At 64.1% G+C, this 24,602-nt stretch carries 21 protein-coding genes and 2 pseudogenes; 6 read left to right on the forward strand and 17 right to left on the reverse strand.

Annotated elements, in window-relative coordinates; all coding sequences use genetic code 11:
• Positions 1-60: 60 nt before the first annotated feature.
• On the forward strand, positions 61-510 hold the full coding sequence (locus tag LB526_RS13110; RefSeq protein WP_224627941.1) for a hypothetical protein: 450 nt from the start codon (positions 61-63) through the stop codon (positions 508-510).
• Positions 511-528: 18 nt separating this feature from the next.
• Here LB526_RS13110 and LB526_RS13115 read toward each other — a convergent pair.
• A pseudogene (locus LB526_RS13115) lies at positions 529-1,661 on the reverse strand (hypothetical protein).
• A gap of 87 nt (positions 1,662-1,748) precedes the next feature.
• Between LB526_RS13115 and LB526_RS13120 the strand changes: the two are divergent.
• Positions 1,749-2,732, forward strand: coding sequence for a DUF1186 domain-containing protein (locus LB526_RS13120; RefSeq protein WP_224627942.1), 984 nt, complete (start codon positions 1,749-1,751; stop codon positions 2,730-2,732).
• A 216-nt stretch (positions 2,733-2,948) separates the two neighbouring features.
• On the opposite strand, the gene LB526_RS13125 is transcribed toward LB526_RS13120, so the two are convergent.
• Positions 2,949-3,704: an MBL fold metallo-hydrolase gene (locus tag LB526_RS13125; RefSeq protein ID WP_224602120.1), complete on the reverse strand. Its 756-nt coding sequence runs from the start codon at positions 3,702-3,704 to the stop codon at positions 2,949-2,951.
• A 143-nt stretch (positions 3,705-3,847) separates the two neighbouring features.
• On the opposite strand from LB526_RS13125, the gene LB526_RS13130 reads away from it, so the two are divergent.
• Entirely contained in the window at positions 3,848-4,420 is a 573-nt protein-coding gene (locus LB526_RS13130; RefSeq protein ID WP_224602118.1) for a TetR/AcrR family transcriptional regulator, read from the forward strand.
• 41 nt (positions 4,421-4,461) lie between these two features.
• Here LB526_RS13130 and recQ read toward each other — a convergent pair whose 3' ends face one another.
• Complete coding sequence (gene recQ / locus LB526_RS13135) at positions 4,462-6,297, reverse strand: DNA helicase RecQ (protein ID WP_224602116.1); 1,836 nt, start codon at positions 6,295-6,297, stop codon at positions 4,462-4,464.
• Positions 6,297-7,943: a hypothetical protein gene (locus LB526_RS13140; protein WP_224627944.1), complete on the reverse strand. Its 1,647-nt coding sequence runs from the start codon at positions 7,941-7,943 to the stop codon at positions 6,297-6,299. The genes recQ and LB526_RS13140 overlap by 1 nt, the downstream gene beginning before the upstream one ends.
• 452 nt (positions 7,944-8,395) lie before the next feature.
• On the opposite strand from LB526_RS13140, the pseudogene LB526_RS13145 reads away from it, so the two are divergent.
• Together LB526_RS13145 and LB526_RS13150 are read left to right on the forward strand one after the other, a co-directional pair.
• Positions 8,396-9,021, forward strand: a pseudogene (locus LB526_RS13145) (LysE family translocator).
• A 218-nt stretch (positions 9,022-9,239) separates the two neighbouring features.
• A complete protein-coding gene (locus LB526_RS13150) occupies positions 9,240-10,319 on the forward strand; it encodes a glycosyltransferase family 9 protein (protein WP_224627945.1) in 1,080 nt (359 codons plus the stop codon).
• Here the strand turns inward: LB526_RS13150 and LB526_RS13155 are convergent.
• The 8 genes from LB526_RS13155 to uxaC form a co-directional block, all read right to left on the reverse strand.
• Entirely contained in the window at positions 10,316-10,648 is a 333-nt protein-coding gene (locus LB526_RS13155; RefSeq protein ID WP_224627947.1) for a cupin domain-containing protein, read from the reverse strand. The two genes, LB526_RS13150 and LB526_RS13155, sit on opposite strands and share 4 nt — an antisense overlap.
• A 70-nt stretch (positions 10,649-10,718) precedes the next feature.
• Complete coding sequence (kduD, locus tag LB526_RS13160; protein WP_224627949.1) at positions 10,719-11,486, reverse strand: 2-dehydro-3-deoxy-D-gluconate 5-dehydrogenase KduD; 768 nt, start codon at positions 11,484-11,486, stop codon at positions 10,719-10,721.
• On the reverse strand, positions 11,483-12,328 hold the full coding sequence (gene kduI / locus LB526_RS13165) for a 5-dehydro-4-deoxy-D-glucuronate isomerase (protein ID WP_224627951.1): 846 nt from the start codon (positions 12,326-12,328) through the stop codon (positions 11,483-11,485). Before kduI ends, kduD begins: the two co-directional genes overlap by 4 nt.
• A gap of 20 nt (positions 12,329-12,348) precedes the next feature.
• Entirely contained in the window at positions 12,349-13,122 is a 774-nt protein-coding gene (locus tag LB526_RS13170; RefSeq protein ID WP_224627954.1) for a FadR/GntR family transcriptional regulator, read from the reverse strand.
• Between the two features lie 11 nt (positions 13,123-13,133).
• Positions 13,134-14,414 (reverse strand): TRAP transporter large permease, encoded by a 1,281-nt coding sequence (locus LB526_RS13175; protein ID WP_224627955.1) that lies wholly within the window; start codon positions 14,412-14,414, stop codon positions 13,134-13,136.
• A gap of 3 nt (positions 14,415-14,417) precedes the next feature.
• Positions 14,418-15,008: a TRAP transporter small permease gene (locus LB526_RS13180; protein WP_224627956.1), complete on the reverse strand. Its 591-nt coding sequence runs from the start codon at positions 15,006-15,008 to the stop codon at positions 14,418-14,420.
• Positions 15,005-15,982 (reverse strand): TRAP transporter substrate-binding protein, encoded by a 978-nt coding sequence (locus LB526_RS13185; RefSeq protein WP_224627957.1) that lies wholly within the window; start codon positions 15,980-15,982, stop codon positions 15,005-15,007. The genes LB526_RS13180 and LB526_RS13185 overlap by 4 nt, the downstream gene beginning before the upstream one ends.
• Positions 15,983-16,017: 35 nt before the next feature.
• Positions 16,018-17,421 (reverse strand): glucuronate isomerase, encoded by a 1,404-nt coding sequence (gene uxaC, locus LB526_RS13190; protein ID WP_224627958.1) that lies wholly within the window; start codon positions 17,419-17,421, stop codon positions 16,018-16,020.
• A gap of 164 nt (positions 17,422-17,585) precedes the next feature.
• On the opposite strand from uxaC, the gene LB526_RS13195 reads away from it, so the two are divergent.
• The gene (locus tag LB526_RS13195; RefSeq protein ID WP_224627959.1) at positions 17,586-19,097 is read left to right on the forward strand and encodes a mannitol dehydrogenase family protein; all 1,512 of its coding nucleotides are present in this window, start codon (positions 17,586-17,588) and stop codon (positions 19,095-19,097) included.
• A 192-nt stretch (positions 19,098-19,289) separates the two neighbouring features.
• On the opposite strand, the gene LB526_RS13200 is transcribed toward LB526_RS13195, so the two are convergent.
• The 5 genes from LB526_RS13200 to LB526_RS13220 form a co-directional block, all read right to left on the reverse strand.
• Entirely contained in the window at positions 19,290-19,697 is a 408-nt protein-coding gene (locus LB526_RS13200; protein ID WP_095769727.1) for a F0F1 ATP synthase subunit epsilon, read from the reverse strand.
• Between the two features lie 100 nt (positions 19,698-19,797).
• Positions 19,798-21,375 carry a F0F1 ATP synthase subunit beta gene (atpD, locus tag LB526_RS13205; protein ID WP_095769728.1) on the reverse strand — a complete coding sequence of 526 codons (1,578 nt, stop codon included), beginning with the start codon at positions 21,373-21,375 and terminating at the stop codon, positions 19,798-19,800.
• Between the two features lie 65 nt (positions 21,376-21,440).
• A complete protein-coding gene (locus LB526_RS13210) occupies positions 21,441-22,328 on the reverse strand; it encodes a F0F1 ATP synthase subunit gamma (RefSeq protein WP_224627960.1) in 888 nt (295 codons plus the stop codon).
• Positions 22,329-22,357: 29 nt separating this feature from the next.
• Complete coding sequence (gene atpA / locus LB526_RS13215; protein WP_224627961.1) at positions 22,358-23,887, reverse strand: F0F1 ATP synthase subunit alpha; 1,530 nt, start codon at positions 23,885-23,887, stop codon at positions 22,358-22,360.
• Complete coding sequence (locus LB526_RS13220; protein ID WP_224528289.1) at positions 23,887-24,447, reverse strand: F0F1 ATP synthase subunit delta; 561 nt, start codon at positions 24,445-24,447, stop codon at positions 23,887-23,889. Before LB526_RS13220 ends, atpA begins: the two co-directional genes overlap by 1 nt.
• Between the last annotated feature and the right edge of the window lie 155 nt (positions 24,448-24,602).

Below are 24,602 nucleotides of genomic sequence, written 5' to 3' on the forward strand. Positions count from 1 at the left end.
AATATGAACTCACGGGTTGTTGCGTAGAGGGCCACATGCGCTCGGGGGCGAAATCTAACAATGCCCGGTCGCGGCTTCACAACGGGGGACAAGATGATCGCGCGAATAATCGCGGTTGCCCTTGCAATTGCGTTTTCCCTTTCACCGTCGCATGCGCAACCACGGCATCGTTTGCCGAGCGGCTACAAATGGGGCCGCTGCCTGCTGGTCGTTCATGGTGAGACCCGCCTCTCTGGAAGATGCTCCTACCAAATCGAGAAGGGCGGCGATTTCAATATCCAGGGGCCCAAGCAGGTTTTTGCAGGCATCGACTATCCCGACACGCATAGCGGGGCCGGTGAAATGTCGAAGGATTACTGGGCGGTTGTCTACAAGGACGGTGATCTTTGGGCAGGCTATGCGAACGCTGACATTCGCGACACGCACGGCGAGGCAGGCGATTGGGGAGAGCTTCGCCGCGAAGGCGCCTGCTATGTCGGCAAGGACGTCAAGGTTTGCCTTTGGCGTTAGCCGGCTCCCTTGCAAGACCTATCCCAGCGCCACCAGGCGTTCGAGGAAGCGCCCCTTCCCTGCGTGGCGCTCCCGGAGCGACTGAAGCCGGAGACGGAAATCCTCGGTGCTGCCTTGTTTTTCGGCAAGCGCCAATAGATCGGAAAGGAGCGCCGCTGCTTTATCGTAGCCGGCGGGGTTGCGCCGTCCGATCTCGGTCTCGGCCTCTTCCCAGACATTTTCACCCCGCTGGCGAAGGACCTCGACCCGGATATCGCGGGCCTTCTCAGCCGCCTCCGCTTGCAGTCGCCGCTGCGCTTCCGCCAGCTCCGCCTCGGCGCGCTTGCGGGAAAGGCGGATTTCTTCGGCCCGCGCCTGCAGATCCGCTGCTGTGTGCAAAGGGCCAGGCGAGATTGTCGTTTCGGGTTCCAGACGTGCCCGAATCGTGGCCCGCAACTCGGCGACATATTCGGCTCGCCATTGAAAACCCGCATGAGCAGACTGGTTTTCTCGACGTCGCTCATCGCCGCGACCACCCGCCGGGCGATATCCGGTGCCGCGCCATCGGGACCCGTTGTCGCGCTTCGCTCAGCTGCCGCCTGGACGAGATCGCGATCGATGCCGAAGAAGGCTGCGAACGCTTCGAGCGCCTCGGTCAGCGGTCCGATTCCCGGCATCGGTTCAGGCTCATCGGGTTCAATCGCGCCCGCTTCGACAGCCATCAACCAAAGTAGGTAGAAAAGCCGAAGATCGCCGGCGAGCAAGTCGGCCCGCAACGGCGCCAAGGCCGAGAGCCAACCTGAGTCGTCGTCCAGGTACTCGAACTCCAACTCGCCGCGCGCGATGCTTATAATGATGTTCTCACCAGCGACCCTGAGCATGACGTCGTCGGTCGCTCCAAGGAAGGCGTCCACGCGATCCCGATCAACCAGCCGAGCCGGCAGCTTGATCATCAGGCGGCGGGAACCCCAATTGGCCCAATAAAGATGAAGATCGAACCAGCGCTCCATGAGCTCGTCCGGATCGCCCTTGAAATCCCCCCACTCGTAGAAATTGGTGAAGCTTGTGGCGGTGATCCGCGCCCGCGATGACAAATCGCGAAGCCCGTGGCGATCCGCGTTGCCAAGGGGACGGTCGACCGCCTGGAATTCATAATATTGGTATTCGCTCATCCTCGCTCTCAGGATTGACACAAGTGTGCGGCTGGGGGATCGGTAGCATACCGCCGGGCCGGGGCTCCATCGACGCGACTGGACGCGATGAAAATAGAAGATCTGGAAAAGCTGCTTTCCGACGACAGCAGCGACTTCAAACTGTTTCCGATAGACCGCTATCTCCATGCCGTGGCGACTGAACGGCAGGTGCCGGATCTCGCAATCGCGGTCTGCACGATCAGGATAGAAGAATCAGCGCCTGCGCTGCGCATGGTCCTTGAACGCGCCGCCAACGGACAGCCTTTGTCGGACGATGAAGAGATGCTGCTCTTCAGGGGCGTGTATATCCTCGGCGGCGCCCGCGACACCCAGGCATGCCAAGCTTTGCTGCGTCTGCTGCGCCGCCCTGGGAAGGAAGCCGACCGGCTGCTTGGCGACGCCATAACCGAAACCTTGTCGCGCATCATCGTAGGCGTATTCGACGGCGACGCCGGCGCGCTGTTCGACATCATTGCCGAACGCTCCGGCGACGAATTCATCCGCGATGCGGCGTTTGGCGCGGTGACCTTTTTGACCTGGGAAGGTCGCATCGAGCGCGACCGGACAAGGGATTTCGTGGAACGGTTTTACAGGGAGAGGCTGGCCGACGACTGGGATTACGTGTGGGTCGGCTGGCTGCAAGCCATCGCGATGCTTGCCTTGCGAGACCTCGTTCCGCTTGCCTACAGCGCTTGGGATGAGGGCCTGATCCCCGAAGATGCGCTTGAACGCAGTGATTTCGAAAGCGACCTGCGGGAAGCCGAGCAGCAACCGGGCGACATCGGCCGGTTCGATCGCGCCAGTCTGAGTTACATCGAGGATGTCCTTGTGGCGCTGGATTGGACCCGCGGCCTTGACGATGACGACGACTTCGAGTTCGGCGACGACGAATTCGATCTTGAGGAGGACGAGGATGGGCAAGCCTCACGGCTGGACCTGGCCTTCACCAGCGTCACACCGGCCACCAACCCTTGGCGCGACGTCGGGCGCAACGATCCGTGCCCTTGTGGAAGCGGCAAGAAATTCAAGAAATGTTGCCTTGCCAGCTGATTGGCGATCCTTCGCGAAGATGGCCTCCGAAGCCTTGGCGAAGGAGGCCGCTCATTCATTTCAGGTTACGCATTCGCGCGGCGCCCTTCGCAGGACTGACATCCTGAGCCCGAAGCAGGATGCGGCATAGGAAGCCGGCGTTCGGGCAGGTGCACCCCTGACGGCCGCAAACGCCGGTGATCCGGCAGTCCGTCTTTGTGCCCTCTACGGGCGCGCTCATGCTGCCAGCCTCTGCATGGCTTCGGCCATCTGAGCCGAGACACGGCGGTCGTAGTCCTCGGCAAGCGCCCGCAGGGCCGCAGCCCCGTCGCCGGAAAATGACGGGCCGTGCATGAGCGCCAGAGTGCGTGGCGCGAGCTTGGCAAGCTCGCGGATGGTCGTGCCCATGCCGGGATTGAGTGCCGAATATTTGAACAGATCCTCGGCGGCGATCGCCGGGCCGACAACATCGCCGTCGGTCAGCGCGCGGTCGTTGCCGAGTTGGGTGAACAGATCGCCGCAGAGCAGGGTGCCGGTCGATTCCTCGTACATGACGCCGGCGTCCCAACCATGCGGCGTGTGCGGTGTATCGATGAAGCGCACGCGCTTGCCGCCGCCGATGTCGATCACCTCGCGATCCTTCAGCACCCGCGGCGCACGATCCGCGAAATCGTTGAGCGACACGTAGACGCCTGTCTGTCCGTGCGCGGCCGTTGCTTGCGGCGCAACGGTGAGCCATTCGTTCATGGCGCCGCATTCGTCGGATTCGAAATGGCCAAATCCAATCCAGCGAAGACGCTCCGGGGGGATAATGCGGGCAAGCGCGTCGCGGTTGAGCGCGAACATCTTCCGCAGACCGGTGTGGAACATGAGCGGCTCATCGCCCATGACCAGGAACTGGTTGAAGGTGAAGCCGACGGGCGGAGCGATGTCCGATACATAGGTCGATAGGCGGTAGATGCCCTCGGCGATTTCGTCGATTTTCGTTTCCATGGAATCTCCTCCAAAACAATGGTTGCGTTCCCTCTCCCGGTTGATCCCGGGCTGGACTTCGATCAAAATCGAAGTACATATGTGTGTAGCGAAATATTAGAACCCTGTCAACAATGGGTGCACACTCATGTGCATTTAAATACATGACCCGCAAATACACCCTTAAACGCCGTGCCGAGCAGCAGGCCGAAACCCGGCGGCGCATCGTCGAAGCTGCGATCGACCTGCACGGGAGCGTTGGCCCCGCAGCAACGACCTTCAGCTTGGTCGCCGAGCGTGCCGGCGTTCAGCGACACACGCTCTACGCCCACTTCCCCGACGAGCGCAGCCTGCTGCAGGCCTGCTCGAGCACGCACATCGAGACGCATCCGCTGCCGAGCCCGGAGCCGTGGCGAGTTGTGGCCGACCCAGGCGAACGGATGCGGATCGCGCTGCTGGCGCTCTACGAATGGTACGGGCGCAATGAAAGCGTGGTGGCCAGCGTGTTGCGCGACGCCGAACATCACCCGCCAACCCGGGAGGCTGTCGAGACGAGCATCGGCCCGTATTTCGCGACCTGCCAGGGGGTGCTCGGCGAAGGCCTTGGCGGCAGCCAGCGAGCGTTGCTACGGGTGGCGCTGAGCTTCTTCACCTGGCGCACGCTGGTGCGCGAAGCTGGCCTGCAGCCCGTTGAAGCCGTAAACACCATGGTTCGGGCCGTCCAAGGCGTGGGTTAAGCGGCAGACTCCGGCGGCAGTAGGCTGAGATGTGCGTGTTGTCAGCTTTCTGACGGGTGCGCCGCGATCGCACTCAAGAACGCCTCCCCGAACTCCTTGAGCTTCGCTGCACCCACGCCGTTCACCTCGGCGAAGTCGTCGAGGTCGCGCGGACGGCGCTCGGCCATGTCGATCAGCGTGCGGTCGGAAAACACCACATAGGCCGGCACCTGGCGTTCCTTGGCGAGCCGCAGCCGCAGCGTCTTGAGCGCGGCCAGCAAGGAAGTGTCCACGCCTTCGCCCGTGGCAGAGTCTTGCGCGGCACGCTTCCTGCCGCGCGCCAGACGGTCCCGGCCTTCGACACGATACTCGAACGCAACCTCGCCGCGGCCGAGCGCGCGGCCGCTTTCCGAGATGGCGAGGCCGCCATGGCCGTCGGGATCCGGCACCAGGAAGCCGCCGGCGACAAGTTGCCGGATGAGCGACAGCCAGACCGGCTTCCGGTGCATGATGCCGGTCCTGAAGCTGGCGAGCTGCTGATGGCCTCTGGCCAGTACCTTTTCGGTCTCGTGGCCGAGCAGGATATCGATGACATGGGCGGCGCCGAAGCGCTCGCCGCTTTGTGCGACGGCCGCGAGGATGATCCGCGCCTCCGCCCCGCCATCGGCGCGCGGCGCCTGGTCGAGGCAGTTGTCGCAATTGCCGCAGGCTTGCGCCTCCTCGCCGAAATAGCCGAGCAGCACCTGGCGCCGGCACTGCGCCGTCTCGCAATAGCCGATCAGCGTGTCGAGCCGGCGATGCGCCCGTCTTTTGTGCTCGGGCGAGGTATCCTCGTCGTCGATGAACATCCGGCGCGTGCGGATGTCGCCGGCGCCGTAGAGCATATGCGCTTCCGCCGCCCGGCCGTCGCGACCGGCGCGGCCGATCTCCTGGTAATAGGCCTCTAGGCTGCCGGGCAGATCGGTGTGGAAGACATAGGCGACGTCGGGCTTGTCGATGCCCATGCCGAAGGCGATGGTCGCCACCATGGCGACGCCCGACAGGCTCATGAAGGTGTTTTGGTTCGCCTCCCGCGCCTCCTTGCTCATGCCGGCATGGTAGGCGAGCGCGCGCACGCCATTCTTCTCCAGGAAAGCCGCCATTTCTTCCGTCTTGCGGCGCGACAGGCAATAGATGATGCCGCTCTTGCCCTGGTGACGCTCGATGAAGCGCAGCAGCTGGCGCTTGCTGTCCTGCTTGGGCTCTATCGCCAGCTTGATATTGGGCCGGTCGAAGCCCAGCACCAGGGTTTCGGCGCGCCCGGCAAACAGCCGCGCTTCGATGTCGGCGCGCGTGGCCTCGTCCGCCGTCGCCGTCAGCGCGATGATGGGCACCTGCGGAAACACGCCGCGCAATTGCGACAGGTCTTCATATTCGCGCCGGAAGGCTGGTCCCCATTGCGAGATGCAATGCGCCTCGTCGATGGCGATCAGGCCGACATCGAGCCGGGACAGGGCTTCGAGCATCCGCTCCGTCATCAGCCGCTCCGGCGCCATATAGAGCAGCCGCGTCTGCCCGGACGCCACGCGGCGCCAGGCAGCGACATTGGCGTCGCGGTCGAGCGAGGAATTGATGGTGTCGGCGGCCACACCGGCAAGGCGCAAGGCGGCGACCTGGTCCTGCATCAGCGCCACCAGCGGCGACACCACGATGGTAAGCCCGCCTTTGACCAGCGCCGGAACCTGATAGCAGAGCGATTTGCCGGCGCCTGTCGGCATCACCGCCAGCACATGCCGCCCGGACAGCAACGCCTCGATCACGGTCGCTTGCCCGGGGCGAAAATCGTCGAAGCCGAACACATCCTTCAGGACGCGCCGCTTGTGATCCTCGGCCCGGATGCTCACTGCCTGCGCCGGCATCACCGCGCCGTTCCCGCGTTCAAGGTGTAGGCCGGCATTTCGTAGCCGAATTCGTGGCAGAAGCTCTCCACGCGGGCGAGGAACGCCGCTGGCAGGCTATGCAGATAGGTCTGGAATTCTTCATTGCGCTCCCATTTTCTCAACGACGTCGGCCGTATCGGATTGTCCGCATCGCGGCTGTAAAGCGTGACCGGTGACAGACCGAACGACCGGGCGATCCTGCCCTGGACAATATCGGGTTCGGCGATCAATTCCTCATAGCGCAGATAGAAAACGGCTCTTTCGGGTTGAGCCTTTCTAAGGCGCGTCAACCCGTCATACTCCGCCTCCCAGCGCTCGGTCGTTACGTGAAAACGCCGTTCGTTCACCGTCTCTGGATGGGAGCTTGTGAGCACGTCGAAAGGATGCCGCACGCAATAGATCAATCCGACCGAGCCAGGCAGATGCTCGATGTCCTTATGGCTCTCATAGGTGCGTTTGACGACCAGATTGACTTCGGGCCGATCCAGTTCGAGCAGCGCCTGATACGGCGCTTCGTCCCTATGAACATAGATATCGTCGAAACACGCCATCAAACGACGGCTTAGCGTGGTTCCGCTGCGAGCACAGCCGGCAATGAAGATTCTTTTGCGAAACGTCATTGCCGAGGGCAGCCGGGGCGCAGCCTTGCGCAATCGCCAGAACAGTCGTCTTGCGCCACGGCGTAGAGTGGTCGCCGGCATCCGGGCTGCTTTGCCAGGAACGTCCCTCGACGTGATCTCGGCCAAGGCGATGCCGCTCTCTCCGGCAACGGCGTAGAGCAGCCAGGTGCGGCCTCTCTCCTCGAAAATCGCAGGATCGCGCAACGCGTTCTCCGCGCCTTCGGCCGGCCCGTCCCGGCTGGGGCAAACCGGCAAGCCCGCGCCTTCGAAGTCCGTCTGCGGCCGCAGCAGTTCGGTCTTGCCTTTGACCGTCCAGCGTCGCCAGTCCTCGGCGAGATCGATCGTGCCGTGAAGTATCCGTTCCGGCGCGTCGCCCCTGCGCGTGTAAAAGACCCGCAGCCAGCGACCGGATTTCTGCAGTGCAAGATGCCGCGGGGTGGGAAGATGCTTCATGCCGGACAGAACGACCGCACCCCGTTCGAAATCGGAGATGCCGGTCCTAGAGCGGAAGACGGTGATGGCTTCTGTCCCGAGAAGACCGTACCACCACTGATCTTGGCGGAAGAACCGGGCATAGGAAGGCCCGAGCGGCTCGGAAAGCGGATTGAAATGAAGGCCGTCACTGGATGTCGCGGCAAAGGTCGTCTGGCCTTCTCCGCCTTTTGCCGGTCCGTGAAAATACATAACGAAGCGGCGATTCCGCTGATCGACATGAACGTCGGGAGACGCGATGTGGCCTTTGATGAACGGACATTGAGCGAGGGACAGTACCCCGCCGGGATGGATGCGCCACGGGCCTTCGATCGAATCGGCGTAGGCGAGGCGAATATAGGAACCCCCGTGATCGGCGAAATAGAGATAGTAGGCGCCCTGCCGCCCCGGCGCCCAGTCCGGCATGCCGATCAGCGACGGCCCGTTGATGTTGATCCCATCACCGCCGGGCAACATGTCCGGCGTCACGATAAGCCCAAGCCGGCTCGCGGTGAGAATGGGTGGCGCGATCATGCGGCAGGCTGCTTCCGGTCGCCGATTCCATCCTGGCGACAAGCGCGCCTGTCGTGGAGCCTGCACGTTCCAGCCCGGCATCGCCGGGTCTCACATGTCGCTTGCTCTTCCAAGCTGGCCCCCTTGATCTTGCCGCCGCCTGGGGCAGGCGCCTTGGCTCGATTGCCGATCCGGCATCGTTCGACCTTGTCGTCTCGATACAACGACGTGCATTGAAACGAAAGGTCAAAGCAATGCGCGGCCCATTCCCGGCGGCTTCGAACGACAGGGCTGTGGGATAGGGTGCGCTTGCGACTAAATCATCGAAGCGTGGAAGGCCGTCACGACATTCCGCTCGAATCGCTGCGACCGCCGACTTCGCCGCCCGAGAGTTCCCCCGGCCCGTTCTGCGGTGCTATAACGCCGAGCCGCTCCGAATAAAGAGCGGCGCCCGACGCAAAAGGAGCCTTGGCATGATCGATCCCGCGACGCTCGTCACCTACATCGCGGTCGTGTTCGGCTTCGTCTTCATCCCGGGGCCGGCGACGCTGCTCACGGTCGCGCGGGCGACGAGCTCGGGCACGAAGGTCGGCATCGCCACCGGTGCCGGTGTCGCGGCTGGCGACGTGATCCACACCATCATGGCCATCGTCGGCATCTCGGCCGTCATCGCCGCTTCGGCGATGCTGTTCAGCATCGTCAAATATATCGGCGCGGCCTATCTCGTTTATCTCGGCATCCGCGCCATTTTCGAAAAGGCGCCGGCAGATCTGGCGGCCACGACGCTCCCCATTCCGCGGGCCGGGCCTTCCGGCAGGCGATCCTGACCGAAGTGCTCAATCCGAAGACCGCGCTGTTCTTCCTGGCCTTTCTGCCGCAATTCGTGCACCCGCGAGGCGGTTTCGTGGTGCTGCAGCTGATGCTGCTGGGCATCATCTTTGTCCTGCTCGGGCTCTTCAGCACGGTCGTCTTCGCCGTCAGTGCGGGCGGCCTGGGTTCCTTGCTGCGCCGCAATCTGGCGGTGTCGAAATGGCAGGGCAAGGTGGTCGGCGGCATATATTGCGCGCTCGGCATACGCCTGGCGCTGCAGCAGCGCTGAAACGCTTCACCCGGCGGCGCCGGTCCCAGGCAGGCATGTCATAGCTGAATTCGTAACAGAAGGCCCGCTTAGCCGGCGTCGGCGGGGTGACGAGATCGCGCTTTCTTTATAAAAGAAACCAAGCATATTCTTGCAGAACTCAGCCGGGGCTTGCTGATATTATTCTTCCGCAGTCGTCCTGCTTCTCCGACACCACAGCAATGGAATCCGTCTCCGCCATGGATTCGTCCGCGCCCGTGCTGATCTTCTATGCCCGCAACGACGCGCTTGGCGACGGCTTGCTGCGGATTCCGGCCCTGCGGGCGGCGAGGACGGCCTTTCCGCAAAGCCGTGTCGTCTACGGCGCCATGCGCGGCTCATCGCTCTCGCATGCGTTGCACAAGCATGTCGCGCATCTCGTCGACGATTTCAGGACGAAGACGCCGCTTTCAGCCATCCTCGCCGAATTCGCGCCGCGCGGCCGCAAGACCATCGTCGTTGATCTGCGGACCGGCGTGCCGGGCCTCATCCTCACGGCTCTTCGACTTGCAGGCCGGGGCATCCGCTACGAAGCGAACTTTGCCGGCCATCTTCTGTCGCTGCGCTGGGGCACGCGGTTGACGCTGCGGCCGGAACACAATGCCTGGCGCTACCACCGGCTGGTCGAGCGTCTGGCGGGGCGGCATCTGCCTTTCGATCACAGGCTCGATGTGCCGGACGCCGCGCGGGCTCTGGCGCGCCAGCTGCGCGGCGGTTGCGGCCGTCCGCTTGTCCTGCTTGGCGGCAATGCCCATGGCAGGAAGTGCATGAGCGAAGATCAGGTGGTGGCCGTTGCCGGCAATCTCATCGATGCCGGCTACCGGGTCCTGTATCTGGCGACCCCCGGCAGCGGACCGGCGCCACCGGCGCTCCTCGCAAGGGAAGGCCGCCTCCAGGTGGCCGGTCCGGAACTGGCGCCGGACATTGCAAGCTTCGACGATCTCCTGCTTGCGCTGGGCGAGATGGCGGTCGCCTATATCGGCATGGAGGGCGGACTGGCGCATTTCATGGCCGCTGTCATGACGCCGGCGGTGATCGTCAACAACGGCGCCAATATGGAGCGCTGGCGCCCCCTTTCAAATGCGGTCGAAGTCGTCACGGCGCCAAGGCGAGGCCGTTCGGCCTATGTCGCCGACGCGCCGGTCGAGGCCATACTCGATGCCGCGCATCGCCTGCTCGCGGCAGGCCGCCGCGATCACATGGCGGTCGCAGCGGTTCCGGAAAGGCGTGAAACCGCTGCGGAGCAATCGGCGTCCGATAGAACCGCCGACCTGCCCTAACCGAGGAAATCGACCCGGCAAGGCGCAAAACTGTCGACCAGCCGCCCGGCCTCCAGCGCCTTGACGCCATGCACGAGATTGGATGGCACGATGAAGCTGCTGCCTGTTTCGAGGATCTCCGATCGGCCGTCGATGGTGACCTCGAAGCGACCCTCGGCAATATAGCTTGCCTGGACATGCGGATGCGAATGCAGCGCGCCGACGCCGCCCTTGTCGAAGGCGAACTCGACCATCATCAATTCATCGGTATGCACCAGCACGCGCCGCCTGTTGCCGTCCGCTGTCGGCTCCCAGGCTTTTTCGCCCGCATGGGAAAAGATATCGGTCATCGCTCAGCTTCCGTTCGGCTTGTAAAGCAAATCCAGGAAAGGTCCGGCGCGGTTTTCCGGCGGGAGACGGTCACCGCGCCAACCAGCCGCCATCGACCGGCACCACCGCGCCATGCATATAGTCCGACGCCCGCGCCAGCAGGAACACGGCTGCGTCGCCTATATCGTCGGGTCGGCCCCAGCGCGCCGCGGGGATGCGCCCGAGGATGGCCGCGCTGCGGTCCGGGTCGGCGCGCAGCGCCTCGGTGTTGTTGGTCTCGATATAGCCCGGCGCGATGCCGTTGACGTTGATGCCTTTCGCCGCCCATTCGCAGGCGAGCAGCCTTGTGAGGCCGAGCACGCCGTGCTTCGAGGCCGTATAGGAAGCAACGCGGATGCCGCCCTGGAAACTCAGCACTGAGGCGATATTGACGATCTTGCCGCGCCGTCCGGGCTCCGCCAGCACGCGCCTGGCAAAGCTCTGGCACAGCCGGAAAACCGCCTTCAAATTGACGTCCATCACCTCGTCCCAGTCGGTTTCGCTCAGGTCGACCGCATCGGCGCGCCGGATGATGCCGGCATTGTTGACGAGGCCGTCGAGCCGGCCGCTCTCGTCCCAAACCCGGTCGAGCATGGCGGCCGCCTCGGCCGGGTCGCCGAGATCGGTCTTCACCGCTTCGAAGCTGCCGCCCGCGGCCGCGACTTTCCCGGCGGTGTCATCCATCGCCGAACGGCCGACGCCGACGACCAGGCCGCCGGCGCGCGCGATCGACACGGCGATGCCTTGGCCGATGCCGGTGTTGGCGCCGGTGACCAGGATGCGCTTGCCCGTGAGGCTGAAGGCGGAAAGATCGCTCACCGCAATTGATCCATCGCCACCTGGTCGACGTCGGTATAGTCGACATTGTCTCCGGCCATCGCCCAGATGAAGGCGTAGTTGGATGTGCCGGCGCCCGAATGGATCGACCAGCCCGGCGACAGCACCGCCTCCTCGCTGCGGATGACGATGTGGCGCGTCTCGTCCGGTTCGCCCATGAAGTGGAAGACGCGCTGCCCTTCCGGCAGATCGAAGTAGAGATACGCTTCCATGCGCCGGTCATGCACATGGCAAGGCATGGTGTTCCACACCGAGCCTGGCGCGAGCTGCGTGATGCCGACGACGAGCTGGCAGGTCTTGACGCCGTCGGCGTGGATGAACTGGAAGATCGAGCGTTCGTTGCTGGTCGCCTGGCTGCCGAGGTCGAGCCGCCTGGCGTCGCCGATGCGGATCAACTGGCTGGGATAGGGCCGATGCGCCGGTGCGCTAAGCAGGTAGAATTTTGCCGGCTTGTCGGGCTCCGCCGAGGCGAACGACACCTGCTCGGCGCCCATGCCGAGATAGACCATGTCGCGCGCCGCCAATTTGTAAGCCACGCCGTCGGCCGTGACGGTGCCGGCACTGCCGATGTTGACGGCGATCAGTTCGCGGCGGTCGAGGAAAGCCTTGGTTCCGGTCGGCTTGATAGCCTCGAGCGGCAGGATCTTGTCGATAGGCATGGCGCCGCCGACGATCATGCGGTCGTAATGCGTGTAGGTCAGGCTGACGAGGCCCGGCTGGAAAAGCCCCTCGACGTGGAAATGGTGGCGCAGCTCGTCTGTTCCCATGGCCGCGGCGGTGATGGGATCGATGGCGAAGCGCGAGGAAAATTGTGTATGGTCCATTTCTAGGCCTTGTCTGATGGTCACTCGGTCGATGCGGCTTTCAGCGAATTGGCATAATAGGCCTGTCTGGCCTGCAGCCGCTCGCGGTAGCGCTGCTGGCTGCGGGTCAGATGCGTGCGCATCGCCTCGCGCGCGGCCTCGGCATCGCCTGCCGAGATCGCATTGAGGATGACGAGATGCTCGCGCTGCAGGCCGCGCTGGTACTCGTCCGACTGGACGAGCTCTGTCGACCAGGGCGAGGTCACGTCGCAGGGAATGGCGCGGCGTCCCAGCACATCGAGCATCTCGACATAGAACGGGTTGTTGGTGGCGCTGGCGATCGCGCGGTGGAAGGCGAGGTCGGCCGGGCCGGTCGGCTGGCTGGCGAGCAGCAGCCGCTCGAACTCGAAGAAGGCCTCCTGGATCGCGGCCTCCTGGGCGGCGTTGCGGCGGATGGCGGCCAGGCCCGCCGATTCGATCTCGATCGCGAGGCGGACCTCGAGCACGTTGAGCGCGACCGAATCCTTGGCTCCCATGTCGGCGGCCAAAACGCCGAAGGTGGTCGAGATGTGCTCGCTGACGAAGACGCCGGCGCCTTGCCGCGCTTCGACCAGGCCATCGGCGGCAAGCTTGGCCAGCGCCTCGCGGATGACCGTGCGGCTGACGCCGAAAGTCTCCGTCAGCTGGCCTTCGGTTGGCAGCTTCTGTCCGGGCGGAATCTCGCCTGCCAAGAGCTGCTTGCGGATCGCCGCGACCACGGTCTCCGATAGTTTCGGCTTCCGTTCGACCCTGAGGTCGGCAACTGTTTGGGACACGTGGTGCCCTCCTAATGGAACAGGCTCGGCAGCCACAATGAGATCTCCGGTATGTAGGTGACAAGCATCAGCACCACGAACGCCGCTCCATAGAACGGCCAGATCGAGCGCATTGCCGTCCAGATGGGAATGCGGCCGATCGCGCAACTGACGAACAGCACCGCGCCCACCGGCGGCGTGCAGAGGCCGATGCCGAGATTGAGGATCAGGATGACGCCGAAATGCACGGGATCGACGCCATAGGCCATCACCACCGGCAGGAAGATGGGCGTGGTGATGATGATGAGCGGCGACATATCCATGAATGTGCCGAGGATGAGCAGGACGACATTGATCAGGAGCAGTATGACCAGCTTGTTGTCGGACACGGACTGCAAAAACGCGACAAGCGCTGCCGGAACCCGGAGATAGGCCAGCAGCCAGCCGAAGGCCGCGGCGCAGCCGATGATCATCAGCACCATCGCTGTCGTGCGCACCGCCGCCGTGGTCGCGGTGACGAAATCGTTCCAGCTCATCGACCGGTAGATGATCAACGTCACCAGGAAAGCATAGACGATGGCAATGCAGGAGCTTTCGGTGGCGGTGAAGATGCCGGAGCGGACGCCGCCAAAGATGATGCCGATCAGGATCAGCCCGGGAATGGCGGCGACAAGCAGCTGCAAGGCCCGGCCGAAACCGGCAAACGGTTCGGTCGGATAGCCGCGCCGGCTTGCCACCAGATAGGCGGTGACCATCAGCGACAGGGCCAGCAACAGCCCCGGCAGAACCCCGGCGGTGAAAAGATCCGCGATCGAGATGCGGCCGCCGGCCGAGATCGAATAGATGATCATGTTGTGCGACGGCGGGATCAGCAGCGCGATGATGGCGCCGACGGAGGTGATGTTGACGGCATAGTCGACGCCGTAGCCGCGCGCCTTCATCTGCGGGATCATCAGCCCGCCGACCGCTGAGGCATCGGCCACCGCCGAACCGGAAATTCCGCCGAACATGGTCGACGCGGCAATGTTCACTTGACCCAGGCCGCCGCGCAGATGGCCGACCAGGGACCCGGCCAATGCCACCAGGCGGGCGGCGATGCCGCCGCGAACCATAAGATCGCCGGCGAAGATGAAGAACGGGATGGCCATCAGCGAAAAGACGCTGATGCCGGAATTGAGCCGCTGGAACACCACGACGGGTGGCAGGCCGATCGTGAGGATCGTCGCGAAGCTGGCGACGCCGAGGCAGAACGCGATCGGTGTGCCGATAATCAGCAGGAAGACGAAAGTGCCGAAAAGCACGATCAGCGCCATGGTTCAGAGCTCCTCGCCGGTTGCGTAGCTGTCGGCATCGACCGGCAGCCCGGCAAAGCGCCCCGCCAGCCGCTCGAGTGAAAACAGGCAGACCAGCGCGCCTCCCAGGATGACCGGCAGGAAGCTGACGCCGCCGGGCAAGGCGAGCGACGGCATCACCGTGTTCCAGGTCAGCCTGGCGAGCTGCACGCCATAGACGATCATGCCGGCGCCGAAGGCCAATACGACGAGATCGGAAATGCTGCGCAGCACCGCCTTGGCCGAGGCAGGCAAGACATAGAGCAGCACGTCGAAGCCGAGATGCGTGCGCTCGCGCACGCCGACGGCGGCGCCGAGAAAGATGAACCAGCCCATCAGCAGCACGGATGAGGATTCGGTCCAGCTCGGCGAGCGGTTCAGCATGTAGCGCGAGAAGACCTGCCAGAAGATGATGACGGTCATCAGCGTCAACCCCGTGCCGCTGACCCATAAGGCCAATCGCGCAAGCCCAGAAAGGGCCTGTTCCACCCGCAGCCAGAACCCTTTCGTACCCGACCGGCTGGGTGGCAGCACGGAGGCCTCCGTGCCACCGGGCCTGTTGCCGATCCCGGTCATTTCGTCGCCTGGATACGGGCGGCGAGGTCCTTGAGCTCGGGCGTCGACAGATATTTGTCGTAGACCGGCTTCATGGCGTCGATCAGCGGCTGCTTGTCGATCTCGCTGATCTTGACGCCGGCCTTCTCGACGATGTCGCGCGACTTCTTCTCCTGCGCGTCCCACAGCTCGCGCATCTTGACGACGCTGTCCTTGGCCGCCCGGCGCACGATCGCCTGGTCTTCCGGCGCCAGCTTGTCCCAGCTTGCCTTCGACATCACCAGCACCTCCGGCACGATCTGGTGCTGATCCAGCGTGTAGTGCTTGGCGACCTCGTAATGCTTGGCGGATTCGAAGCTCGGCCAGTTGTTCTCGGCGCCGTCGATGACGCCGGTCTGCAGCGCCGAATAGACCTCGCCATAGGCCATCGGCGTGGCGTTGGCGCCGAGCGCATTGACCATGTCGACAAAGACGTCCGACTGGATGACGCGGAACTTCATGCCCTTCATATCTGCCATCGAGGCGATGTCCTTCTTGGTGTTGTAGAAGGAGCGCGCGCCGGAATCGTAGAAGGCGAGTCCGACAAGGTCATGCGCCTCGAACGCCTTCAGGATCTGGTCGCCGATCGGCCCGTCCATGACATGGCGCATATGCTCGACCGAGCGGAAGATGTAGGGCAAGGACGGCACGGCGGTTTCCGGCACGATGCCGTTGAATGGCCCCATGGAGACGCGATCGAGGTCGATGACGCCGGCCTGGGTCTGCTCGATCGTATCCTTTTCCTCGCCGAGCTGCGCCGAATGATAGACCTCGATCGAATAGCGCCCGTTGGTGCGCTGCTTGATCAGCTCGCCCATGTATTTGACCGCCTCGACTGTCGGATAACCGTCCGGATGGGTGTCCGAAGAGCGCAGGACGGTTTCGGCCTGCGCGGCTCCGATCACCAAAGACCCGATGGCGAATGTCGCGGCCAGCAATCTCGAAATACGCAACATGTCTTTCCTCCCTTCAAAATCACGAATACCTTGGCTCAGAGCCGGTACGCCTTCTTGGCAAGCGAGTAGGCAAGCTCCCGGGCCAGCTCATGCGCCTCCTCCTCCCGGAGGCGATGCTCGGCGACCAGCCGCGCCAGAAAGGCGCAGTCGACACGCCGCGCGACGTCGTGGCGCGCCGGGATCGACGGGAAGGCGCGCGTGTCGTCATTGAAGCCGACGGTGTTGTAGAAGCCCGCCGTCTCCGTGGTCATCTCGCGGAAGCGGCGCATGCCTTCCGGGCTGTCGTGGAACCACCAGGCCGGCCCGAGCTTGAGCGCCGGATAGACGCCGGCGAGCGGCGCCAGCTCGCGCGCATAGCTCGTCTCGTCGAGCGTGAACAGGATGATCGTGAGATCGCGCTCCAGCCCGACGCAATCGAGCAGCGGCTTCAGCGCCGACACATAATCGGTCCGCGTCGGGATATCGAAGCCCTTGTCGCGGCCGAATTTCCGGAAAACGGAAGGCGAATGATTGCGCCATGATCCAGGATGGATCTGCATCGCCAGGCCGTCGTCACGGCTCATCTTGGCCATCTCGGTCAGCATCTGGGCTCGGAACAGTTTTCGCTCGCGCTCATCCTCGGAGCCGCGCCGGATGCGGTTGAACAGCTCCTGCGCCGCGGTGTCGGAGAGATTGGCGGTCTCGGCCGTCGGATGACCGTGATCGGACGAGGTCGCGCCGAACTCCTTGAAATAGGCGCGGCGCTTTCGATGCGCATCGAGATAGCCGGACCAGCTGCCGGTGTCGCATCCGGTGATCTCGCCGAGCCTATCCAGATTGGCCGCGAAGCCTTCGAAATCGGGATCGACCACGGCGTCCGGCCGATACGCGGTGACGACGCGGCCCTTCCAGCCGCTGTCGCGGATCGTCCGGTGCCATTTGAGGTCGTCGAGCGCGCCTTCGGTCGTCGCGATCACTTCGATGTTGAAGCGTTCGAACAGCGCGCGCGGCCGATAGTCGTCGCGTTGCAGCAGCGCGGCGATCGTGTCGTAGATGCGGTCGGCGCTGGCCGCGGTAAGCGGCTCCCCGATGCCGAACAGATGCTCGAACACATGATCGAGCCACAGCCGTGTGGGCGTGCCGCGGAAGAGATAATAATGCTCGGCGAAGCGCCGCCAGATCGCCCGGCCGTCGGTTTCGACGGGTGCGCCGTCGAGCGCCGGGACGCCGAGTTCCTCCAGCCGCACGCCTTGGCTGAACAGCATACGGAAAATGTAATGGTCCGGCACGATCAATAGCTGCGCCGGGTCGGAAAACGGTTCGTTGAGCGCGTACCAGCGCGGGTCGGTGTGGCCGTGTGGACTGACGATCGGCAGGTCCTTCACACCCGCGTAAAGGGCGCGCGCCAATGATCGCGTTTCCGGCGCGAACAGCAGGTCCGGATCGGTCAATACGGCCACGCAGCTCCTCCCAGGCTTCGCTATTGGTAGATCGGCCAGAGATAATGTCAACATACAAATATTATGCAGTTGTATGATGACTTTCGAAAGGAACGCGGCCATTGTGCACGGCGGCAGCGGGTGTTACGTCGCTGCCGTCGTTTTCCGATCGGAGACCAGCTTCCATGAACGGCCGCCTTTCCAATGCCACCCTTGCGGAGCTGCCGGCCGAAGTTCTGGTGCCTCGCTATGACCGCAAGTCCGTCGCGCTCGGCATCGTCCATCTTGGCGTCGGCGCCTTTCACCGCGCCCATCAGGCCGCCTATGTCGATGCCTGTCTGGCGGATGGCGAGAGCGATTGGGGCATCATCGGCGTCTCGCTGCGCAGCTTCGACACGCGCGATGCGCTGGCGCCGCAGGACGGGCTCTACACGCTGGCAATAAGGGACAGCGCCGGCGAACAGCTGCAGGTCATCGGCTCGATCCAGTCCTTGCTCGTCGCCCCGGAGGACCCGGGCGCGGTGCTCACCGCGCTCACCGATCCGCGCATCCGCATCGTCACGCTCACCATCACCGAAAAGGCCTATCTGAGAGCAGCCGACGGCACGCTCGACAGCGCGCACCCCGAAATTGTCCACGACCTCGCCAACCCGGTATCGCCGAAGACGGCGCATGGATTTCTCGCCGAGTCGCTCGCGCGCCGCCGCGCCGCCGGCACGCCGCCCTTCACGGTGCTCTGCTGCGACAACCTGCCGGCCAACGGCGCGACGCTGCATCGGTTGTTGGTCGAGTTCGCGAAATTGCGCGACGCCCAGACAGGCTCCGGCGACCGGCCGTTGGCAGGCCATATCGCCGATGAAGTGGCCTTCCCGTCCTCAATGGTCGATCGCATCGTGCCGGCGACCACGGACGCCGATCGCGCCCGCATCGCTGGCGAGCTCAGCATCGATGATGCGTGGCCGGTGATGACCGAGCCGTTCCGGCAATGGGTGATCGAGGACCGCTTTCCCGCCGGGCGGCCTGCCTGGGAGAAATTCGGCGTCACCATGGTCGAGGATGTCGGCCCCTTCGAGGACATGAAGCTGAGGCTGCTCAACGGCGCGCATTCCGGCATTGCCTATCTTGGCCTGCTCAGCGGCCACGCCACCGTCGACCGCGCCTTTGCCGATCCGTCGATCCGGCAGTTCGTCGATTGGCTCTGGGCCGAGGCCATTCCAACCCTGCCGCAGGAGGCCGGGCTCGACACAAGCGCCTATACGGCCGAGCTCGCCGAGCGCTTTTCCAACACCGCGCTCGCCCACCGCACTGCGCAGATCGCCAATGACGGCAGCCAGAAGCTGCCGCAACGCGTCGTCGCATCCGCCCTCGCCCGGCTAGAGGCCGGCTTGCTGCCGGAACATCTGTCGCTGGTTGTCGCCGCTTGGATCGCCGCCTGCGCCGCGCGCGGTAGCAGCTTGCCTGAGGGCCATTTCACCGACCCGCTCGATGCTGCCCTTAACGAGCTGTTCGGCCGCAATCTGCCGACGGCAGAAATGACGGCGGCGGTGTTCGATCTCGCAGGATTTGCCAAGGGTCACCCGGAACGGCGGAAATTGATCGAATTTGTCGCTACACATCTCGTCCATTTCAAGCAGGGCGGTTCGCAGCTGGCTCTCGCCGCGCTCGGCATCGGCAACAAGAGTGGAACGGTTGGATAGCGTTTGTGCCCGGCATGGCTCGACGGTGCGCCGGGACGGATTCACTGTTTGCCGACCGACCCGTTCACTACCTGCAGCGCGGGCATGATCGACCCCACTCGCATTCGGGACTGTTTCGCAAACGGAAAGCACCAACAAAAAAGGCGGGGCAAGCAAGCCCCACCTTTCTCAATCGCTTATCGGCAGCCGAAATTACGCCGGCAGCAGCGCGCCTTCCAGCGTGGTGAGCTGGCTGAGGAACTGCTCAGCCTTGCTGCGGCTCTCGTCGTCCTTGGCGTCGGCCGCGTCTTCCTTGGCCTCCTGGATGCGACGAGCAAGATCGGCGCGATCGATGTCGTTCACATGCGTCGCCGATTCGGCAAGGAGCGTGCAGCCGGAAGGCAGGATGTCGGCGAAACCGCCGAACACGACGAAGCGCTCTTCCTTGCCGCCCGCGGTCTTTATCGTGACGACGCCGGGCTTGATCGTGGTCATGACCGGCGCGTGCTGCGCCATCACCGTCATCTCGCCTTCGGCGCCCGGGATGACGACCGACTCGACCTGCTCGGAAACGAGCAGCCGCTCCGGCGAGACCAGTTCGAACTTGAAAGCTTCAGCCATGTTCAATTTAGCGAGTAGGGAATAGCGAGTAGCGAGTAGTGAAGAAACTCGCCAAACCCGTTGCTCCCTATTCGCTACTCCCTATTCGCTATTCGCTTTCTTATGCCGCTTCAGCCGCCAGGCGCTGTGCCTTCTCGACCGCCTCGTCGATGCCGCCGACCATGTAGAAGGCGGCTTCCGGCAGGTGGTCGTAGTCGCCGGCGCAAAGGCCCTTGAAGCCCTTGATGGTGTCGGCGAGGTCGACCAGCTTGCCCGGCGATCCGGTGAACACTTCGGCGACGAAGAACGGCTGCGACAGAAAGCGCTCGATCTTGCGGGCGCGGGCAACCGTCTGCTTGTCCTCTTCCGAAAGCTCGTCCATGCCAAGGATGGCGATGATGTCCTGCAGCGACTTGTAGCGCTGAAGGATCGACTGCACCTGGCGGGCGACCTGATAGTGCTCCTCGCCGACGACCATCGGGTCGAGCATGCGCGAGGTGGAATCCAGCGGATCGACGGCCGGATAGATGCCCTTTTCCGAGATCGCGCGGTTGAGCACGGTCGTGGCGTCGAGGTGGGCGAAGGAGGTCGCCGGCGCCGGGTCGGTCAAGTCGTCGGCCGGCACGTAAATCGCCTGCACCGAGGTGATCGAGCCCTTGGTCGTGGTCGTGATGCGCTCCTGCAGCGCGCCCATGTCGGTGGCGAGAGTCGGCTGGTAGCCCACGGCGGAAGGAATGCGGCCGAGCAGCGCCGACACTTCCGAGCCCGCCTGCGTGAAGCGGAAGATGTTGTCGACGAAGAACAGCACGTCCTGGCCCTGGTCGCGGAAATATTCGGCGACGGTGAGGCCGGTCAGACCGACGCGGGCGCGCGCGCCCGGCGGTTCGTTCATCTGGCCGTAGACGAGCGCGGCCTTGGAGCCGGCACCGCCGCCCTTCTTGTTGACGCCCGATTCGATGAATTCGTGATAGAGATCGTTGCCTTCGCGGGTGCGCTCGCCGACGCCGGCGAACACCGAGAAACCGCCATGCGCCTTGGCGACGTTGTTGATTAGTTCCTGGATCAGCACGGTCTTGCCGACGCCGGCGCCGCCGAACAGGCCGATCTTGCCGCCGCGGGCATAAGGCGCCAGGAGGTCGAGAACCTTGATGCCGGTGACCAGGATCTGCGCTTCCGTCGACTGATCGACATAGGCCGGAGCCGGCTGGTGGATGGCGCGCATTTCGACGCCGTCGACCGGGCCTTCCTCGTCGACCGGCTCGCCGATGACGTTGATGATGCGGCCGAGCATGCCAGGACCGACCGGAACCGAGATCGGCGCGCCGGTGTCATAGACCTCCTGGCCGCGAACCAGACCTTCGGTCGAGTCCATGGCGATGCAGCGCACGGTGTTCTCGCCGAGATGCTGGGCCACCTCGAGCACCAGGCGGTTGCCGACATTGTCGGTTTCCAGCGCGTTCAGAATGGCCGGCAGGTGATCCTCGAACTGCACGTCGACGACGGCGCCGATGACCTGGCGGACCTTGCCGGCGGCGCCGACGCGCTTGGCCGCGACGCTGGCTGCGGAAGCCGCGGCCTTGGCCGGAGCGGCCGCCTTCTTCGCCGGAGCGGCGGCCTTCTCGGCGGCTGCCGGGGCCTTCGCCGCCTTGGGGGCCGGTGCCGCCTTGGCGGCGGTCTTCGGGGTAGCTGCTTTCGCCATCGTCTTTGCCCTTTTCGTCTATCCGTTGTTCACGCCGCTGGCCGGGTGTCCCGGGCGGGGCGTGATTAGAGCGCCTCGGCGCCCGAAATGATCTCGATCAGTTCCTTGGTGATCTGCGCCTGCCGCTGGCGGTTGTAGGTGATCGACAGCTTGTTGATCATGTCGCCAGCATTGCGCGTCGCATTGTCCATCGCGCTCATCTTGGCGCCCATCTCGCCGGCCGCGTTTTCAAGCAGCGCGCGGAAGATCTGCACGGCGATGTTGCGCGGGATGAGGTCGGAGAGGATCTCGCCCGGCTCCGGCTCGTATTCGTAGACGGCATTGCCGCCACTGGTCGCCTCGGGAGCGGTCGACCCGACGGCCGCCGCCGGGATGATCTGCTGCGCCGTCGGGACCTGGCTGATCACCGACTTGAACTGCGAATAGAACAGCGTGCCGATGTCGAAGCCGCCCTCGTTGAAGAGGTGGATGACCTTGCGCGCGATCGCATCGGCATTGGCGAAGCCGAGCGTCTTCACTTCGCGCAGGTCGACGCGCTCGAGGATCATCGAAGCGTATTCGCGGCGCAGGATGTCATAGCCCTTCTTGCCGACGCAGATGATCTTCACCTGCTTGCCGTCGGCCAGCAGCCTGCGGATGTGGTCGCGGGCGAGACGCGCGATCTGCGAGTTGAAGCCGCCGCACAGGCCGCGCTCGGCCGTGCAGACGATAAGCAGATGCACATCGTCCCGGCCGGTGCCCGTCATCAGCGCCGGGGCATCGCCGCCGCCGCCGATCGCCTGGGTGATGTTGGCCAGAACCGCGCCCATGCGCTCGGAATAGGGTCTGGCTGCTTCCGCCGCTTCCTGCGCGCGACGCAGCTTCGCCGCGGCGACCATCTGCATCGCCTTGGTGATCTTCTGCGTCGCCTTGACCGAGGCGATACGGTTACGAAGGTCTTTTAACGAAGCCATGCTTCAAACCTGATCCCGTCCAGCTTCGTTCAAGCGAAGGTCTTGGCGAAGGCGTCGATCTCGGCCTTGAGCTTGGCGCGCAAATCGTCCGACAGCGCCTTCTCCTTGCGGATAGCATCGAGCACGTCCTTGCCGGCCGAGCGCATGTGGCTGAGCAGCCCATGCTCGAATTTGCCGACCTGGTTCAACGCCAGCTTGTCGAGATAGCCGTTGACGCCGGCGAAGATCACCGCGACCTGCTCCTCGACCTTGAGCGGCGAGAATTGCGGCTGCTTGAGCAGCTCCGTCAGGCGCGAACCGCGATTGAGCAGACGCTGCGTCGCCGCGTCGAGGTCGGAGCCGAACTGCGCGAAGGCAGCCATTTCGCGATACTGCGCGAGCTCGCCCTTGATCGAGCCGGCGACCTGCTTCATCGCCTTGATCTGCGCCGAAGAGCCGACACGCGACACAGACAGGCCGACGTTCACTGCAGGGCGGATGCCCTGGAAGAACAGGTTGGTTTCGAGGAAGATCTGGCCGTCGGTGATCGAGATCACGTTGGTCGGAATGTAGGCGGACACGTCGTTGGCCTGCGTCTCGATGATCGGCAGCGCGGTCAGTGACCCGTTGCCGTTGTCGTCATTGAGCTTTGCGGCACGCTCGAGCAGGCGCGAGTGCAGGTAGAAGACGTCGCCCGGATAGGCTTCACGGCCCGGCGGGCGGCGCAGCAGGAGCGACATCTGGCGGTAGGCGACGGCCTGCTTCGACAGATCGTCATAGCTGATCAGCGCATGCATGCCGTTGTCGCGGAAATATTCGCCCATGGTGCAGGCGGTGAACGGCGCCAGGAACTGCATCGGCGCCGGATCGGACGCGGTGGCGGCGACGATGATCGAATATTCGAGCGCGCCGCGCTCTTCCAGCACCTTGACGAACTGCGCGACGGTCGAGCGCTTCTGGCCGACGGCGACGTAGACGCAGTAGAGCTTTTCCTTCTCGGGGCCGTTGTCGTGCACCGACTTCTGGTTCAGCATCGTGTCGAGGATGATGGCGGTCTTGCCGGTCTGGCGATCGCCGATGACCAGCTCGCGCTGGCCGCGGCCGACCGGGATCAGCGCATCGATGGCCTTGAGGCCGGTCGACATCGGCTCATGCACCGACTTGCGCGGGATGATGCCGGGCGCCTTGACGTCGACACGCTTGCGTTCGGTCGCCTTGATCGGGCCCTTGCCGTCGATCGGATTGCCCAGCGCGTCGACGACGCGGCCGAGCAGGCCCATGCCGACAGGCGCGTCGACGATGGCGCCCGTGCGCTTGACGGTGTCGCCTTCCTTGATGTCGCGGTCGGCACCGAAGATGACGACGCCGACATTGTCGGCTTCGAGGTTCAGCGCCATGCCGCGGATGCCGCCCGGGAATTCGACCATCTCGCCGGCCTGGACGTTATCGAGGCCGTAGACGCGGGCGATGCCGTCACCGACGGACAGAACCTGGCCGACTTCGGAGACCTCGGCCTCCCTGCCGAAATTCTTGATCTGGTCTTTCAGAATTGCGGAAATTTCCGCGGCGCGGATGTCCATCAGCCGACCTCTTTCAGTGCAAGCTTGAGCGAATTGAGTTTGGTTTTGAGCGACGTATCGATCTGGCGCGAGCCCATCTTGACGATCAGGCCGCCGAGCAGTGACGGATCGACGGTCATGGTAATGGCTACGTCCTTGCCGGCGATGCCCTTCAGCGTCGCCTGGAGTTCAGCCTGCTGCGCCGCCGTCAGCGCATGCGCCGAGGTGACCTCGGCCGATGCCTCGCCGCGATGGTCGGCTGCGATCTGGCGAAATGCCTTGATCATGCCGGGTACCGCGAACAGGCGGCGGTTCTTGGCGACGACGCGCAGGAAATTGCCCACCAGGCCGGTGATCTGGGCCTTGTCGGCGATGGCGGCGACGGCCCTTGCCTGGTCCTCGCCGGAAAACACCGGGCTGTTGATCAGCCGCGCGAGATCGTCGCTGCTGTTGAGCATTGCCTCGAAGCTGGCCAGGTCGGCCTCGACCTTGGCGACTGAATTGTCCTGTAGCGCTAGCTCGAACAGCGAGCCTGCATAGCGTTCGGCGACAGCTGAGATTGGCGATGACGATTGGGCCACGGACCGTCTTTTCTCTTGTCTGACAGGCCGCAGATTGTTGGCGCGAGCGAGAACTCTGGCTAAATCTTTGACCTTACTGCATTTTTCCAAGCACGGAGGCGCGGCTTCCGCTATCCCCGGTCGAAAGTCGATTGCCGTCTAGCACAGGCTTTTTA

Origin of the sequence: Mesorhizobium sp. CA6, assembly GCF_020165035.1 — a bacterium.
In the GTDB taxonomy this organism is placed as follows: Bacteria; Pseudomonadota; Alphaproteobacteria; order Rhizobiales; family Rhizobiaceae; genus Mesorhizobium.

What these genes read in the sequence shown, in the direction of transcription:
- LB526_RS13175 (WP_224627955.1), bottom strand. Translation starts at nt 14,414, where the DNA reads ATGGCGCTGATCGTGCTTTTCGGCACTTTCGTCTTCCTGCTGATTATC.
- LB526_RS13180 (WP_224627956.1), bottom strand. Translation starts at nt 15,008, where the DNA reads ATGACCGGGATCGGCAACAGGCCCGGTGGCACGGAGGCCTCCGTGCTG.
- LB526_RS13185 (WP_224627957.1), bottom strand. Translation starts at nt 15,982, where the DNA reads ATGTTGCGTATTTCGAGATTGCTGGCCGCGACATTCGCCATCGGGTCT.
- LB526_RS13110 (WP_224627941.1), top strand. Translation starts at nt 61, where the DNA reads ATGCCCGGTCGCGGCTTCACAACGGGGGACAAGATGATCGCGCGAATA.
- LB526_RS13210 (WP_224627960.1), bottom strand. Translation starts at nt 22,328, where the DNA reads ATGGCTTCGTTAAAAGACCTTCGTAACCGTATCGCCTCGGTCAAGGCG.
- recQ (WP_224602116.1), bottom strand. Translation starts at nt 6,297, where the DNA reads ATGCCGGCGCAGGCAGTGAGCATCCGGGCCGAGGATCACAAGCGGCGC.
- LB526_RS13200 (WP_095769727.1), bottom strand. Translation starts at nt 19,697, where the DNA reads ATGGCTGAAGCTTTCAAGTTCGAACTGGTCTCGCCGGAGCGGCTGCTC.
- LB526_RS13125 (WP_224602120.1), bottom strand. Translation starts at nt 3,704, where the DNA reads ATGGAAACGAAAATCGACGAAATCGCCGAGGGCATCTACCGCCTATCG.
- LB526_RS13140 (WP_224627944.1), bottom strand. Translation starts at nt 7,943, where the DNA reads ATGATCGCGCCACCCATTCTCACCGCGAGCCGGCTTGGGCTTATCGTG.
- atpA (WP_224627961.1), bottom strand. Translation starts at nt 23,887, where the DNA reads ATGGACATCCGCGCCGCGGAAATTTCCGCAATTCTGAAAGACCAGATC.
- LB526_RS13150 (WP_224627945.1), top strand. Translation starts at nt 9,240, where the DNA reads ATGGATTCGTCCGCGCCCGTGCTGATCTTCTATGCCCGCAACGACGCG.
- LB526_RS13120 (WP_224627942.1), top strand. Translation starts at nt 1,749, where the DNA reads ATGAAAATAGAAGATCTGGAAAAGCTGCTTTCCGACGACAGCAGCGAC.
- atpD (WP_095769728.1), bottom strand. Translation starts at nt 21,375, where the DNA reads ATGGCGAAAGCAGCTACCCCGAAGACCGCCGCCAAGGCGGCACCGGCC.
- LB526_RS13130 (WP_224602118.1), top strand. Translation starts at nt 3,848, where the DNA reads ATGACCCGCAAATACACCCTTAAACGCCGTGCCGAGCAGCAGGCCGAA.
- kduI (WP_224627951.1), bottom strand. Translation starts at nt 12,328, where the DNA reads ATGGACCATACACAATTTTCCTCGCGCTTCGCCATCGATCCCATCACC.
- LB526_RS13155 (WP_224627947.1), bottom strand. Translation starts at nt 10,648, where the DNA reads ATGACCGATATCTTTTCCCATGCGGGCGAAAAAGCCTGGGAGCCGACA.
- LB526_RS13195 (WP_224627959.1), top strand. Translation starts at nt 17,586, where the DNA reads ATGAACGGCCGCCTTTCCAATGCCACCCTTGCGGAGCTGCCGGCCGAA.